Origin of the sequence: Shewanella inventionis, from assembly GCF_014641855.1 — a bacterium.
Taxonomy (GTDB): Bacteria; Pseudomonadota; Gammaproteobacteria; order Enterobacterales; family Shewanellaceae; genus Shewanella; species Shewanella inventionis.
The window spans coordinates 58,461-73,499 of sequence record NZ_BMII01000027.1; the positions used below are offsets into that span (position 1 = coordinate 58,461).

Here is a 15,039-nt window from a genome sequence, read left to right on the forward strand (position 1 = left end):
TAAGCTGTGCTTAACGCGTGATTATACCGCAAAGGGGCTTTTAGCCCCTTTTTTGTGCTTTAAATATAAAAAAAGCCCTCTATTAGTGGCTTTCACTATGAATTATGGACGTTATTGGGTATAAAAATAATTCGAATATTTATAGTTAACTGAGTGAAGTCATGGGTTATCGGCGTGTGGTGGTAAAGTTAGGTACAAGCGTGTTGACATCGGGCAGTAAAAAGCTTGATAAAGCACATATGGTCGAGTTAGCAAGGCAAATGGCCATGCTAATGCGTGCAGGTGTTGAAGTGGTGTTGTGTACTTCAGGTGCAATTGCCGCAGGACGTGAACACCTTCATTACCCCGTATTCCCCGACACTATGGCCAATAAACAATTATTAGCTGCCGTGGGGCAAAGTCAGTTGATATTAGCCTGGTCACAACTGTTTAGTATTTATGGATTGCATGTAGGGCAGTTGTTATTAACCCGTGCAGATCTGCAAGATCGCGAACGCTATCTTAACGCGCGTGATACGCTAAATGCGCTGCTGGCAAACAACATTATCCCAATTATTAATGAAAATGATGCAGTGGCGACCAATGAGATTAAAGTTGGCGATAATGATAATTTATCTGCCCGAGCAGCCTTGTTATGTGATGCTGATCTACTGATTTTATTGACCGATCAAAAAGGCTTGTTTGATGCCGATCCTCGCACCAATCCTGATGCGCAATTAATTAAACAAGTCGTTAATATCGATGACAGTTTGCGTTTGCTGGCTGGCGGTTCTGTATCAGGGTTAGGCACTGGCGGAATGGCCACTAAATTAGAGGCAGCTGACATTGCTCGCCGTGCAGGTATTGAGGTGGTGATTGCTTCAGGCCATCTCCCAGATGTGATTGCTAAAGTCGCTGCACGAGAGTCGGTAGGTACTCATTTTAGTGCGATTGAAAACCCATTAGAAAGCAGAAAACAATGGATATTAGCTGGCCCTGCAACTCAAGGGAAAGTGGTTATCGATGCTGGGGCATCAGCGGCTGTTGTAGCAAGTGGCCGAAGCTTATTGTCAAAAGGTATCGTGGCTGTTGAAGGTAAGTTTGAACGTGGTGCAACCTTGTTAATCGTTGATCAAAAAGGAAAAGTGTTGGCTAAAGGTATGAGCCGATATTGCGCCAACGATTTAATTAAAATTAGTGGTAAACACTCAAATGACATTGAACCCTTGTTGGGTTATGACTACGGTGACGCAGTTATTCATCGTAATGATATGGTTGTTCTCGATAATTAAGGATAAGTAAATGTCTGCCAACGAAACAGAGTATTTAACCCAGCTTGGACAGCGTGCAAAAGCCGCAAGCTTTATATTAGCCTCATTGTCAGCAAGGCAAAAATCGGCTTTGCTTGTTGAGATTTCACATCAATTGGCTGCGCGTACAGATGACATTTTACAAGCTAATGCCCAGGATGTAGCGAGTGCTAAAGCAAACGGCTTAACTGAGGCCATGATCGATCGTTTAATGCTTGATAAAGGCCGATTAGCCGGGATTATTGCCGATATTGATAATGTAATAGCACTTGCCGACCCTGTCGGTAACGAGTCTGAAAGTCGTGTTCTTGATAATGGATTGCGTTTAACTCGTCGCAGTGTGCCTTTAGGGGTGGTTGGAGTGATTTATGAAGCTCGCCCTAATGTGACAGTCGATATTGCTGTATTAGCCCTTAAAACGGGCAATGCAGTTATTTTGCGAGGTGGTAAAGAAACCTTATCATCAAACAAAGTGTTAAGTGACATTATTCGTTCTGCTTTAGCGATTCAACAGTTACCTCAAGATGCTGTGCAGCTTATCGACTCGCCAGATCGCAGTATTGTTAGTGGTTTACTGCGTTTAGATAAATATGTCGACATGATTATTCCCCGTGGTGGGCAAAATTTGCAACGCTTATGTGCAGAGCAGTCAAGCATTCCAGTGATTTTAGGCGGCATTGGGATTTGCCACTTATTTGTTGATAAACATGCAAATTTAGTACGAGCGATTGATGTGATAGCCAATGCTAAAGTACAACGTCCAACCGTGTGTAATGCGTTAGATACCTTATTAGTGCACCAAGGTGTTGCTGCAGAGTTTATTCCCAACATTGCCTCACATTTACATTCACTTGGGGTTCGGTTTCATGCCTGTAACAAAGCATTACCTTATTTAGATGGCTTAGGGTTTGATGTCACACCAGCGCATGATGAGTCATTTTCTACCGAGTGGTTATCGCTAACATTAGGGATTAAAGTGGTCAGTGATATTGATGCTGCGGTTGAGCATATTAGGCAATATTCAAGTGGCCATTCTGAGGCCATTTTAACCGATGATATACACGCTGCAGCTCATTTTATGAATCAAGTTGATTCAGCGGCTGTGTATGTTAATGCCAGCACTCGGTTTACCGATGGCGCTCAATTTGGCTTAGGAGCAGAAGTGGCGGTAAGTACCCAAAAATTGCATGCCCGTGGGCCCATGGCGCTTGATGCATTAACAACTTATAAGTGGCTTGCCTGGGGAGATTACACCAGTAGGCAATAAAGCATATTAATCATCACTAATATAAGGGCGCAAATTTGCGCCCTTATTTTTGTGCAATCACGGCTTATAAATTATAAATTAGGTGGCTTGGCGTAGCTGGAAGGGTAAAACGTTCGTAAGTGGTCATTAACCAAATAATGAAAAATGCGCAGGTCATTAAAATTGCGACAATGCGAAAAGCTTGGGCGTATTCCATGACAAATGTGAAATAACGACGCTGCACGGCATTGGTCAATAGGGTTGCAATTAATGCAAATACACACAGATACATTGCAGGGTATTGAGTTAAACTGACGCCATAGCATTTCTCATAGGCCATAATTACCCCAACAATTGTTAAAATAACAATCCGTATTTTACGTTCAGTGCTATCACTGAAATTCCATCTTGGCAGTCCCATTGCCTCACATCCTCAGCATTAAATCTACTTTTAAGCTTGTATATTGTTATAACTCTGATCGTTTTTTTTATCAAATATTTAGCGGTAAAATGGCACGCTTTACTGTCAGTGGCGATGGCCCATTTATTATCCACTGGTTAATAAGGCAAATGCGGTATTTTGTTTATAACATAATTTTTTTATCCGTCCCCTTGTAATTCCATTTGTCGTCCCAATATAGGTATCAAGGCTGATATGAGTGGTGAAAAGTGAACCACAAAATAACCAACCAAAAGGTTGAAAAATACGTAGTTCATCCCCATATCAACATCAAATAACATATTAGTGACGTAATAGCGTCAATTCTGGAGGACCCCATGGGCAAAATTATTGGTATCGACTTAGGCACGACAAACTCTTGTGTGGCTGTCCTTGATGGTGGCAAAGCACGCGTAATCGAAAACGCAGAGGGCGATCGTACAACTCCTTCTATCATCGCTTATACCGATGATGAGACTATTGTCGGCCAACCAGCAAAGCGTCAGGCTGTCACTAACCCAGCAAACACTTTCTTTGCAATTAAGCGTTTAATCGGTCGTCGTTTTAAAGATGATGAAGTACAACGTGACGTGAACATTATGCCATTCAAAATTATCGCTGCTGATAATGGTGATGCATGGGTTGAGTCGCGTGGTAACAAAATGGCACCACCTCAAGTGTCTGCTGAAATTTTGAAAAAAATGAAAAAGACGGCAGAAGACTTTTTAGGTGAAGAAGTCACTGAAGCGGTTATTACCGTTCCTGCTTACTTTAACGATTCACAACGTCAAGCTACTAAAGATGCTGGCCGTATTGCAGGTCTAGACGTTAAGCGTATTATCAACGAGCCAACAGCGGCTGCGTTAGCTTACGGTATTGACAAAAAGCAAGGCGACAACATTGTTGCAGTATATGACTTAGGTGGTGGTACATTCGATATCTCTATCATCGAAATCGACAGCAACGACGGCGACCAAACATTTGAAGTATTAGCGACCAATGGTGACACTCACTTAGGTGGTGAAGACTTTGACAACCGTTTAATCAACTATTTAGCTGATGAATTCAAAAAAGACCAAGGCTTAGATCTACGTAAAGATCCTTTAGCAATGCAACGTTTGAAAGAAGCAGCTGAAAAAGCAAAAATCGAGCTTTCAAGCACTAACCACACTGAAGTTAACTTACCTTACATCACAGCTGATGCAACAGGTCCTAAGCATTTAGTGGTTAAAATTACTCGTGCTAAATTAGAGTCATTGGTTGAAGACTTAATTCAACGTTCTTTAGAGCCGTTGAAAGTTGCCCTAGCTGATGCAGACTTATCAGTATCAGACATCAACGAAGTGATTCTAGTTGGTGGTCAGACTCGTATGCCTAAAGTACAAGAAGCTGTTACTAACTTCTTCGGCAAAGAGCCACGTAAAGACGTTAACCCAGATGAAGCCGTAGCCGTAGGAGCTGCAATTCAAGCTGGTGTGCTTTCTGGTGATGTAAAAGACGTACTATTACTTGACGTGACGCCACTATCACTTGGTATTGAAACCATGGGTAGCGTAATGACTAAGCTTATCGAGAAGAACACCACTATCCCGACAAAAGCGAGCCAAACGTTCTCAACTGCTGACGACAACCAAAATGCGGTAACCATTCACGTATTACAAGGTGAGCGTAAGCAAGCAAGCGCTAACAAGTCTTTAGGTCAATTTAACCTTGAAGGCATTGAGCCAGCGCCACGCGGTCAACCACAAATTGAAGTGGCATTTGACATCGATGCTGACGGTATCTTACATGTGTCTGCAACAGACAAGAAAACAGGTAAGAAACAAAACATCACCATTAAAGCGTCTTCTGGTTTATCTGATGAAGAAGTGGAACAAATGGTACGTGACGCAGAAGCTCACGCCGATGAAGATGCTAAGTTTGAAGAGTTAGTGCAAGCGCGTAACCAAGCAGACGGCTTAGTTCATGCAACCAAAAAGCAAGTTGAAGAAGCGGGTGATGATTTACCAAGCGACGACAAAGAGAAAATTGAAGCAGCGATTGCCACTTTAGAAACAGCTATTAAAGGCAAAGATAAAGAAGCAATGGATACCGCGACTCAAGGTTTAATCGAAGCGTCGGCTAAGTTAATGGAAATCGCACAAGCTAAAGCACAAGCTCAAGGCGGCGCAGAAGGTCAAGCACACGATGCTGGCCAATCAAAGCCTGCTGATGATGTTGTTGACGCTGAGTTCGAAGAAGTGAAAGACGACAAAAAGTAATTAACAATTTCAGTTAGTTACCATTGAAGCGGGCGTTGGGGCTATCCTCACACGCCCGTTTGTATAAATTGATTTTAACAATTTACTCATACCTTCGAGAAACAGAACACTATGTCAAAGCGTGATTATTATGAAGTTCTTGGTGTCTCTCGTGACACCAGTGAACGTGAAATTAAAAAAGCGTACAAACGCTTAGCGATGAAGTATCACCCAGACCGTAACCCTGGAGATAAAGCCGCAGAAGCCAGCTTTAAAGAAATTAAAGAAGCGTACGAAATATTAACCGACAGCGACAAAAAAGCCGCTTATGATCAGTTTGGTCATGCAGGGGTTGATCCTAATCGTGGTGGTCATGGCGGTGGTCATGGTGATTTCGGCGATATCTTTGGTGATGTATTTGGAGATATTTTTGGTGGCGGACGCCGTGGTGGTCAACGTCAAGCTGCTCGTGGTAGCGACTTACGCTACAACCTTGAGTTATCACTTGAGGAAGCTGTGCGTGGCTTAACCAAAGAGCTGCGAATTCCAACATTGGCGGCTTGTGATCTGTGTGATGGCAGCGGTGCTAAAAAAGGCAGCTCAGCGACAACTTGTGGCACCTGTCATGGCCAAGGCCAGGTACAAATGCGCCAAGGTTTCTTTGCTGTGCAACAAGCCTGTCCTACCTGTCATGGACGCGGCAAAATTATTAAAGATCCGTGCGGTAAGTGTCATGGTGAAGGCCGTGTTGAAAAGAGCAAAACACTGTCTGTTAAAATTCCTGCAGGTGTTGATACCGGCGATCGTATTCGTCTTTCTGGTGAAGGCGAAGCAGGTGAATTCGGTGCGCCTCCAGGTGATTTATACGTTCAGGTCAGTGTACGAGAACATGCTATATTCACCCGTGATGCAAACAACCTCTACTGCGAAGTGCCAATCTCATTCAGTAAAGCCGCGTTAGGTGGCGAGATTGAGGTGCCTACACTTGACGGTAAAGTGAGCCTTAAGATCCCTGCCGAAACCCAAACAGGACGTATGTTCCGCTTGCGTGGCAAAGGGGTTAAATCGGTACGTAGCCATGCAGTAGGTGACTTACTGTGTAAAGTGGTTATGGAAACGCCGGTGAACTTAAACGACAAGCAAAAAGAGCTATTACGTGAGTTTGAAGCCACACTAACTGGCGAATCAAAAAAGCACAGCCCAAAAGCGGAAGGCTTTTTTGATGGGGTTAAAAAGTTCTTTCAAGACCTAAACAGTTAATAACGCTAATTTGCGCATCATTGGAAGGCTGTTTACTGCGGTAAGCAGCCTTTTTTGTTGGGGGTATGGAATAGATATTATCTGTATTCGCGACTATGGGGTATCTTCATGGCATTTTCAGTTTTTTCGCTCAATCCAAAGGTATTAGCTGCATTACCAGAAGCAGTTATCGAACCTAGTCGTATCCAGCAATTAGCCATACCTGCAGTGTTGTCAGGGCAAGATGTGTTGGCGTTAGCGCAAACTGGTAGTGGTAAAACCTATGCATATGGTTTACCTATTTTGCAACGTATTAGCCAGCATTCAACATCGGTTTTATCGGCGGTTGTGATTGTTCCCACGAGAGAGTTAGCTGTACAAGTTGCTCAAAACCTCAACCTCTTAGCACAAGCGCTTGGTTTACGTGTTGAGCATGCATGTGGCGGTGAAGCGATTGAGTGCCAAATTGAACGATTAACCACTCCTGCCAATTTGCTGGTGGCGACACCGGGTCGCTTACTAGCACTAGTGCAACAAGGCGTGGTTGAATTTACCCATGTGCAAAGCGTGACGCTAGATGAGGCCGATAGATTACTGGATATGGGCTTTATTAATGATATTAAAATGCTTATAGCCATGATGCCTGCGGGGCAAAGAGTGCTATTTTCGGCCACCATGCCAGCTGTATTAACTCAATTGGCTCAGCAAATACTGTCTGCAACACATGTGCGTATTGAAGCTCAGGTACTTAATAGTGCGGTTGATGATATCGCGAAAGTCGTTTATCACGTCAATAAAGGCAGCAAAGCGCAAGCGTTAATCCACTTAATCGATTTACATCAATGGCGACAGGTGTTGGTGTTTGTCAATGCAAAGGCTGATGCCGACACCTTATGTAAAAAACTGCTTAAAGCAGGTGTCAAAGCCGCTGCGCTTCACGGTGACAAAGAGCAAGTGCTGCGCAGTCAAACACTTGAGCAATTCAAATCGGGACAGCTTAGCGTATTAGTGGCTACCGATGTGCTAGCGCGCGGCATTCATATCGATGCGCTACCTGTGGTCATTAATTTCGATTTACCCGCTCAAGCATCTGTATATGTGCACCGTATTGGCCGCACTGCTCGCGCAGGGCTCACTGGTGTGGCGTTGTCATTGGTGAGTCATTCAGAATTGGCTTACTTGGAGGCAATTAACACCTTAACCACTCAAGCTTTGCCTTTAAATGAACTTGCTGGTTTTGCGGTGACAGATAAGCCTTTAAGCGGTAGCAGTAAACGCGCACCGCGCGATAAACAAGCTAACCGCCGCACCATGAATAAACGCAGTGCGAGTGATTTTGCTAAGCGCAAGCCGACACGTTAGTTTAGCCTGTGCAAATGATGCACTCGTAATCTAGATTAGTATAAAATAAACTAAGTTATGGATTATGTTTAGTCACTTATTGTTAAAGGAAGAGACGATGAAAGCTGTTGCACTAACATTTTTGGCTGCTACTTTATTGTCAGGTTGTGTTAATAACCAATCGCCGACTGGACGTGGACAAACCTTGTTGTTTTCTGATGCGCAAATGCAACAAATGGGCGCTCAGTCGTTTGAGACCATGAAACAAAATGAAAAGATTAGCCAAAATAAAGCCCAAACTGATTACGTCAATTGTGTAGCAAAACGTATTATCGATGTACTGCCAGATCAATCTCAGCAATGGGATGTGGTGTTGTTTGAGTCAGAACAAGTCAATGCATTTGCTCTACCTGGCGGGCACATTGGGGTATATACCGGCTTATTAAAAGTGGCGACCAATCAAGATCAATTAGCGACTGTGATGGGCCATGAAGTGGCTCATGTGTTAGCGCAACATGGAAACGAGCAAGTGTCGCGCGCTCAGTTAACGGGTCTTGGCATGCAAGTAGCCGATGCTGCAATTGGCGCATCTGGTGTAGCCAATAAAGATTTATACATGGCGGCACTGGGGTTAGGTGCTAATGTGGGAATTATTTTACCGTTTGGCCGAAGCCAAGAGTCTGAAGCTGATATTGTCGGGCTTGAACTGATGGCTAAGGCGGGGTTTAATCCTGCTCAAAGTATTACACTATGGCAAAATATGGCTAAAGCAGGGGGAGCGCAAGGTCCTGAGTTATTGTCGACCCATCCTTCTCACAGTCATCGCATAGAAGATTTACAAGCGGCTCAAATTCAAGTGATGCCGCTTTATACACAGGCAAGAAAACAGTCTTTGACTGAGTGTAAAATTGCTCAAGTTAAATAACGTTTTTTGCCAACATGAGAGGAGATTATTGTGATAAACTCTCGTGCGAATTTTTAATGAATTATTGAGAGAAACTTTATTATGTCAGATTTGTTCAGCACTATGGAACAGCATGCAAGCTACGGTGTAGGTCGTCAAATGGGCGAGCAACTAGCTGCAAATTCTTTTGAAGGTATTGATATCCCTGCTGTTCAAGCTGGTCTTGCTGATGCATTTGCCGGTAAAGAAAGCCAAGTAACAATGGAAGAGCTACAAGTTGCTTTTACTGAAATTAGCCGTCGTTTACAAGAAGCACAAGAAGCCTCTGCCGCTGCTGCAAGTGCTGAAGGTGATGCATTTTTAGCTGAAAATGCAAAGCGTGATGGTGTGATAGTAACTGAGTCAGGCCTTCAATATGAAGTATTAGTACAAGGTGATGGCGAAAAGCCAACATATGATTCAACTGTTCGCACTCACTACCACGGCACGTTCCTAAATGGTGATGTGTTTGACAGCTCTGTGACTCGCGGTCAGCCTGCTGAGTTCCCTGTTTCTGGCGTTATCGCAGGTTGGACTGAAGCGCTACAGTTAATGCCTGTAGGTACTAAGCTTAAATTGTATGTTCCACATCACTTAGCATACGGTGAGCGTGGTGCGGGTGCTTCAATCCCGCCTTACTCAGCTTTGGTATTTGAAGTTGAGTTGTTGGATATTATCTAACACATTAAAAACGCCTAAGTTAACTTAGGCGTTTTTGTATACGCTGTTTTAGGTCAACACTGGGAGATGTTTATGACAGCCAAAGTAAGAATTGCTGTAGTGGGTGCCAGTGGCCGTATGGGCCGTACGTTAATAGAGTCTGCTAAACAGCAAGAGCTTATTATACTTGGTGCTGCGGTTGAGCGAGCAGGTTCAAGTCTTGTTGGCGTTGATGCGGGTGAGCTTGCTGGTGTAGGCACCATGAATGTGGCAATCACTGATTCACTCGAACAGGTGGTTAACGACTTTGATGTACTGATTGATTTTACCTCTCCAGAGTCTTCTATTATTCATCTTGATTGGTGTGCTAAAAACCATAAAGCCATTGTGATAGGCACAACAGGTTTTAACCATGCTCAAAAAGAGCAAATTAGTGCCTATGCTGAACAGGTACCCGTTGTACTTGCGCCAAACATGTCTGTAGGCGTTAACGTAATGTGGAAGCTGCTTGAATTAGCTGCACATGTAATGGGTGATTATACCGATATCGAAATAATAGAAGCACATCATCGCCATAAAAAAGATGCCCCATCGGGTACAGCACTAAAAATGGGTGAAGTTATCGCCGATGTTTTAGGCCGCGATTTAGAGCAATGTGCTGTGTATGGCCGTGAAGGTATCACAGGTGAGCGCGATCCAAAAACCATTGGTTTTGCGACCGTCCGTGCAGGTGATATTGTCGGTGAACACACTGCTATGTTTGCAGATATTGGTGAAAGGTTAGAGATTACCCACAAAGCATCGAGTCGAATGACTTTTGCTAATGGGGCGATGAGAGCCGCTTATTGGCTGTCAGATCAAAATGCAGGTCTGTATGACATGCAACAAGTGCTTGGGTTGCATTGACAATAAAAAACACCATTGATTGGTGTTTTTTTTTGAAAACAATCCTGCTTAATATAGACGCTATAACCAATTTCTTATATAATCGTCAGAATTTGTCAAAATTTCGTAATAAAGCGGAAGTTGGTATCTTAGTGCAAAATAAAAACACATAATTTCAGTGGCTTGGCTCTTTTCTGGAGGTCGCGTTGACACAGTCTGCCTTACTCGTACTCGAAGATGGAACCGTATTCTCTGGCACAGCAATTGGTGCTACCGGTATTTCTGTTGGTGAAGTGGTATTTAACACTTCAATGACTGGCTACCAAGAGATTCTTACGGATCCTTCATATTCACGCCAAATAGTAACATTAACCTATCCTCACATCGGTAACACAGGTACCAATGATGAAGACACAGAATCGGATTCGGTTCATGCATGTGGCTTAATCATTCGTGATTTACCGCTTATGGCGAGTAATTTCCGTAATCAACAATCATTAAGCGATTATTTAAAAGCGAATAATGTAGTTGGTATTGCGGACATAGATACTCGCAAACTAACTCGAATTTTGCGTGAAAAAGGTGCTCAAGCCGGTTGTATTATGGTGGGTGACCTAGACGAAGCAAAAGCCTTAGCGGAAGCAAAAGCATTCCCTGGCTTAAAAGGCATGGATTTAGCTAAAGAAGTCACTACTGACCACACTTATCAGTGGCGTAAAGGCAGTTGGAAATTAGTTGGTGGTTTACCTTCTGATACACCAGAGTCTGAACTTAAATACAAGGTTGTTGCTTACGATTACGGCGTAAAACGCAACATTTTGCGCATGCTGGTGGATCGTGGTTGTGATGTGACAGTTGTACCCGCTAAAACTTCTGCAGCAGACGTATTAGCGATGAACCCAGATGGGGTATTTCTTTCAAATGGCCCAGGTGACCCAGAACCTTGTGACTATGCGATTGAAGCTATTCAACAAATCTTAAAAACCGACACGCCGGTATTTGGTATTTGTTTAGGCCATCAGTTACTTGCCTTAGCGTCAGGTGCTAAAACCTTAAAAATGAAATTTGGTCACCACGGTGCCAACCATCCAGTGAGCAATATTGAGCAAGGCAATGTAATGATCACCAGCCAAAACCATGGTTTTGCTGCTGATGAAGCGACATTGCCAGCCAACATTAAAGTGACGCATAAATCATTATTTGATGGATCACTTCAAGGTATTCACTTAACCGATAAGCCAGCGTTTAGTTTCCAGGGTCACCCTGAAGCAAGCCCTGGTCCAAATGATGCCGCGCCACTGTTCGATCATTTCATCGAGCTTATTGAACATTACCGTCAGCACGCTAAGTAATTATCTGGGAGAAGATGACGCAATGCCAAAACGTACAGATATTAAAAGTATTCTTATCCTAGGTGCAGGCCCAATTGTAATTGGTCAGGCGTGTGAGTTTGATTACTCAGGTGCTCAAGCCTGTAAAGCCCTTCGTGAAGAAGGCTACCGAGTAATTTTAGTTAACTCTAACCCAGCCACCATTATGACAGATCCAGAAATGGCCGATGCTACATACATTGAGCCAATTCACTGGGAAGTTGTACGCAACATTATTGCTAAAGAACGCCCAGATGCGATCCTACCGACCATGGGTGGACAAACCGCATTAAACTGCGCGCTCAAGCTTGAAGAAATGGGCGTACTGAAAGAGTTTAACGTAGAAATGATCGGCGCAACGGCTGACGCAATTGATAAAGCCGAAGACCGTAGCCGTTTTGATAAAGCAATGAAAGCCATTGGCCTTGAGTGTCCGCGTGCTGGTATTGCTCATTCTATGGAAGAAGCCTATGGCGTATTAGACATGGTGGGTTTCCCATGTATTATCCGTCCTTCTTTCACTATGGGTGGCAGCGGCGGTGGTATTGCTTACAACAAAGAAGAGTTTGAGGAAATTTGTTCTCAAGGCTTAGATTTGTCACCAACTAACGAATTATTGATTGATGAATCATTAATTGGTTGGAAAGAATACGAAATGGAAGTGGTTCGTGACCGCAACGATAACTGCATTATCGTGTGTTCAATTGAAAACTTTGATCCAATGGGCGTACACACCGGTGACTCGATTACTGTTGCGCCAGCACAAACCCTAACCGACAAAGAATATCAATTAATGCGTAATGCTTCATTAGCAGTACTGCGCGAAATTGGTGTTGAAACGGGCGGTTCAAACGTGCAGTTTGGTATTTGTCCTAATACTGGCCGTATGGTGATCATTGAGATGAACCCGCGTGTATCACGCTCATCTGCATTGGCATCTAAAGCAACGGGTTTCCCTATTGCCAAAATTGCAGCTAAGTTAGCGGTTGGTTTTACATTAGATGAACTTAGCAACGACATCACTGGTGGTAAAACGCCTGCGTCGTTTGAGCCAGCAATTGATTATGTTGTAACCAAAGTTCCGCGCTTTAACTTTGAAAAATTTGCCGGTGCAAACGACCGTCTAACCACGCAAATGAAATCAGTAGGCGAAGTCATGGCCATTGGCCGTACTTTCCAAGAATCGTTACAAAAAGCGCTTCGTGGTCTTGAAGTGGGTCGTAATGGTTTTGACTCAATCGTTGATTATAAGTCTGCAGAAGGCTTACAGCGCATTCGTCTTGAGCTTAAAGAGCCGGGTTGTGACCGTATTTGGTACATTGCTGATGCATTCCGTGCAGGTCTATCACGCGATGAAATCTTCAAGCTGACCAATATTGATCACTGGTTCTTGATTCAAATTGAAGACCTAATTGCAGATGAAGCCAAAGTGGCTGAGTTAGGCATGTCTGGTTTAAACGAAGACATTTTACGTAAATTAAAGCGTAAAGGTTTTGCTGATGCTCGTCTTGCTGATGTGCTAGGCGTTAGTGATTCTGAATTACGTAAACTACGTCATCGTTACGACATATACCCAGTTTATAAGCGTGTCGATACCTGTGCTGCTGAGTTTTCGACAGACACAGCTTACATGTACTCAACATACGAAGAAGAATGTGAAGCCAACCCTTCAAACCGTGACAAAATCATGGTGTTAGGTGGTGGTCCAAACCGTATTGGCCAAGGTATCGAGTTTGATTATTGCTGTGTTCATGCTGCATTAGCGCTGCGTGAAGACGGTTACGAAACCATTATGGTTAACTGTAATCCTGAAACGGTATCAACCGATTATGACACCTCTGACCGCTTGTATTTTGAGCCTGTAACCTTAGAAGACGTACTTGAAATTGTGCGTATCGAAAAGCCAAAAGGTGTGATTGTGCAATACGGTGGCCAAACGCCATTGAAACTTGCCCGCGCCCTTGAAGCTGCAGGCGTGCCTATTATTGGTACTAGCCCTGATGCAATTGACCGTGCAGAAGATCGCGAGCGTTTCCAACAAGCGATTCAACGTTTAAACATGATCCAACCACAAAACGCGACAGTCACTACAGTTGAAAGTGCTGTGATTGAAGCTGGAAATATTGGCTATCCGTTAGTGGTTCGTCCATCTTATGTGTTGGGTGGCCGCGCGATGGAAATCGTATACGACCAACAAGACTTGCTACGTTACTTCAACGAAGCCGTTAAAGTATCTAACGCATCACCAGTGTTACTTGACCATTTCTTAGACGATGCGATTGAAGTGGATATTGACGCTGTGTGTGACGGTGAAACTGTGGTTGTGGGTGCCATCATGGAGCACATCGAACAAGCAGGAGTTCACTCTGGAGACTCTGGTTGTTCATTACCACCTTACACGTTAAGCGCTGATATTCAGGCAAGAATGCGTGAACAAGTGTCTAAACTTGCGTTTGAGCTGGGTGTTGTTGGTTTGATGAACGTACAGTTTGCAGTAAAAGATAACGAAATCTACATGATTGAAGTTAACCCTCGCGCTGCTCGTACCGTACCGTTTGTCTCTAAAGCCACAGGCGTACCGTTAGCTAAAATTGCAGCACGTGTTATGGCGGGGCAAAGCTTAAAGTCGCAAAACTTTACTAAAGAAGTGATTCCACCTTATTTCTCGGTGAAAGAAGTGGTATTACCGTTTAATAAGTTCCCAGGTGTTGACCCATTATTAGGGCCAGAAATGCGCTCTACTGGTGAAGTGATGGGCGTGGGTGATACCTTTGCAGAAGCTTATGCAAAAGCGCAACTTGGCGCGACGTCAGAAGTGCCAAAATCAGGCCGTGCTTTATTATCTGTGCGTAACAGTGATAAAAAACGTGTTGCAGACTTAGCCTCTAAGTTGATTGAATTAGGTTACGAAATTGATGCGACTCACGGCACTGCCATTATCTTGGGTGAAGCAGGTATTAACCCTCGCTTGGTGAACAAGGTACATGAAGGCCGTCCGCACATTTTGGACCGCATCAAAAACGGTGAATACACTTATATCGTCAACACCACCGAAGGTCGCCAAGCAATTGAAGACTCTCGTCAAATTCGCCGTGGTGCACTTCGTTATAAAGTAAATTACACCACTACACTGAACGCTGCCTTTGCAACTTGTCTTGCACATGCTGCCGATGACCGCGTAAAAGTGAGTTCAGTACAAGAACTTCACAAGCGAATAGTTAGTTAAACCATAAAGCGTTATTAAAAGGTCGCCAATTGGCTAACACCATTCAGTTAAGAGTTTCTTCTCTTAACTGGATAGCGAGTTTTGTTAATTCGAACGGTCCTACTTTTGGGCCGTTTTCGTTTTTTGGGCAAGATAAATTGTTTAACGTTTTCCCTCATTGC

General features: G+C 43.7%; 11 protein-coding genes. 10 read left to right on the top strand and 1 reads right to left on the bottom strand.

All coding sequences use genetic code 11. From position 1 onward, the window contains the following. The first annotated feature begins 161 nt into the window (after window positions 1-161). On the top strand, window positions 162-1,271 hold the full coding sequence (gene proB / locus IEW93_RS15730; RefSeq protein ID WP_188740246.1) for a glutamate 5-kinase: 1,110 nt from the start codon (window positions 162-164) through the stop codon (window positions 1,269-1,271). Between the two features lie 10 nt (window positions 1,272-1,281). After that, the gene (locus IEW93_RS15735) at window positions 1,282-2,556 is read left to right on the top strand and encodes a glutamate-5-semialdehyde dehydrogenase (protein WP_188740247.1); all 1,275 of its coding nucleotides are present in this window, start codon (window positions 1,282-1,284) and stop codon (window positions 2,554-2,556) included. A gap of 64 nt (window positions 2,557-2,620) precedes the next feature. On the opposite strand, the gene IEW93_RS15740 is transcribed toward IEW93_RS15735, so the two are convergent. After that, entirely contained in the window at window positions 2,621-2,956 is a 336-nt protein-coding gene (locus IEW93_RS15740; RefSeq protein ID WP_188740248.1) for a hypothetical protein, read from the bottom strand. Window positions 2,957-3,312: 356 nt separating this feature from the next. On the opposite strand from IEW93_RS15740, the gene dnaK reads away from it, so the two are divergent. The 8 genes from dnaK (at window position 3,313) to carB (ending at window position 14,878) form a co-directional block, all read left to right on the top strand. Further along, window positions 3,313-5,235, top strand: a complete 1,923-nt coding sequence (dnaK, locus tag IEW93_RS15745; protein ID WP_188740249.1) for a molecular chaperone DnaK — start codon at window positions 3,313-3,315, stop codon at window positions 5,233-5,235. 111 nt (window positions 5,236-5,346) lie between these two features. Then, window positions 5,347-6,474, top strand: coding sequence for a molecular chaperone DnaJ (gene dnaJ / locus IEW93_RS15750; protein WP_188740250.1), 1,128 nt, complete (start codon window positions 5,347-5,349; stop codon window positions 6,472-6,474). A gap of 108 nt (window positions 6,475-6,582) precedes the next feature. After that, window positions 6,583-7,815 carry a DEAD/DEAH box helicase gene (locus IEW93_RS15755; protein ID WP_188740251.1) on the top strand — a complete coding sequence of 411 codons (1,233 nt, stop codon included), beginning with the start codon at window positions 6,583-6,585 and terminating at the stop codon, window positions 7,813-7,815. A gap of 97 nt (window positions 7,816-7,912) precedes the next feature. Next, window positions 7,913-8,719 (top strand): M48 family metallopeptidase, encoded by an 807-nt coding sequence (locus tag IEW93_RS15760; protein ID WP_188740252.1) that lies wholly within the window; start codon window positions 7,913-7,915, stop codon window positions 8,717-8,719. An 81-nt stretch (window positions 8,720-8,800) separates the two neighbouring features. Then, window positions 8,801-9,418, top strand: coding sequence for a BamJ family beta-barrel-assembly machinery protein (bamJ, locus tag IEW93_RS15765; RefSeq protein ID WP_188740253.1), 618 nt, complete (start codon window positions 8,801-8,803; stop codon window positions 9,416-9,418). A gap of 72 nt (window positions 9,419-9,490) precedes the next feature. Then, window positions 9,491-10,303 carry a 4-hydroxy-tetrahydrodipicolinate reductase gene (dapB, locus tag IEW93_RS15770; RefSeq protein ID WP_188740254.1) on the top strand — a complete coding sequence of 271 codons (813 nt, stop codon included), beginning with the start codon at window positions 9,491-9,493 and terminating at the stop codon, window positions 10,301-10,303. Between the two features lie 173 nt (window positions 10,304-10,476). After that, entirely contained in the window at window positions 10,477-11,634 is a 1,158-nt protein-coding gene (gene carA, locus IEW93_RS15775; protein ID WP_188740259.1) for a glutamine-hydrolyzing carbamoyl-phosphate synthase small subunit, read from the top strand. A 22-nt stretch (window positions 11,635-11,656) separates the two neighbouring features. Further along, window positions 11,657-14,878: a carbamoyl-phosphate synthase large subunit gene (gene carB / locus IEW93_RS15780; protein ID WP_188740255.1), complete on the top strand. Its 3,222-nt coding sequence runs from the start codon at window positions 11,657-11,659 to the stop codon at window positions 14,876-14,878. The last annotated feature ends 161 nt before the right edge of the window (window positions 14,879-15,039 follow it).

Bases quoted from the DNA above. Each gene is read 5' to 3' on its own strand.
- carB (WP_188740255.1), top strand. From the start codon at position 11,657: ATGCCAAAACGTACAGATATTAAAAGTATTCTTATCCTAGGTGCAGGC.
- dnaJ (WP_188740250.1), top strand. From the start codon at position 5,347: ATGTCAAAGCGTGATTATTATGAAGTTCTTGGTGTCTCTCGTGACACC.
- IEW93_RS15740 (WP_188740248.1), bottom strand. From the start codon at position 2,956: ATGGGACTGCCAAGATGGAATTTCAGTGATAGCACTGAACGTAAAATA.
- proB (WP_188740246.1), top strand. From the start codon at position 162: ATGGGTTATCGGCGTGTGGTGGTAAAGTTAGGTACAAGCGTGTTGACA.
- IEW93_RS15760 (WP_188740252.1), top strand. From the start codon at position 7,913: ATGAAAGCTGTTGCACTAACATTTTTGGCTGCTACTTTATTGTCAGGT.
- bamJ (WP_188740253.1), top strand. From the start codon at position 8,801: ATGTCAGATTTGTTCAGCACTATGGAACAGCATGCAAGCTACGGTGTA.
- dnaK (WP_188740249.1), top strand. From the start codon at position 3,313: ATGGGCAAAATTATTGGTATCGACTTAGGCACGACAAACTCTTGTGTG.
- dapB (WP_188740254.1), top strand. From the start codon at position 9,491: ATGACAGCCAAAGTAAGAATTGCTGTAGTGGGTGCCAGTGGCCGTATG.
- IEW93_RS15735 (WP_188740247.1), top strand. From the start codon at position 1,282: ATGTCTGCCAACGAAACAGAGTATTTAACCCAGCTTGGACAGCGTGCA.
- IEW93_RS15755 (WP_188740251.1), top strand. From the start codon at position 6,583: ATGGCATTTTCAGTTTTTTCGCTCAATCCAAAGGTATTAGCTGCATTA.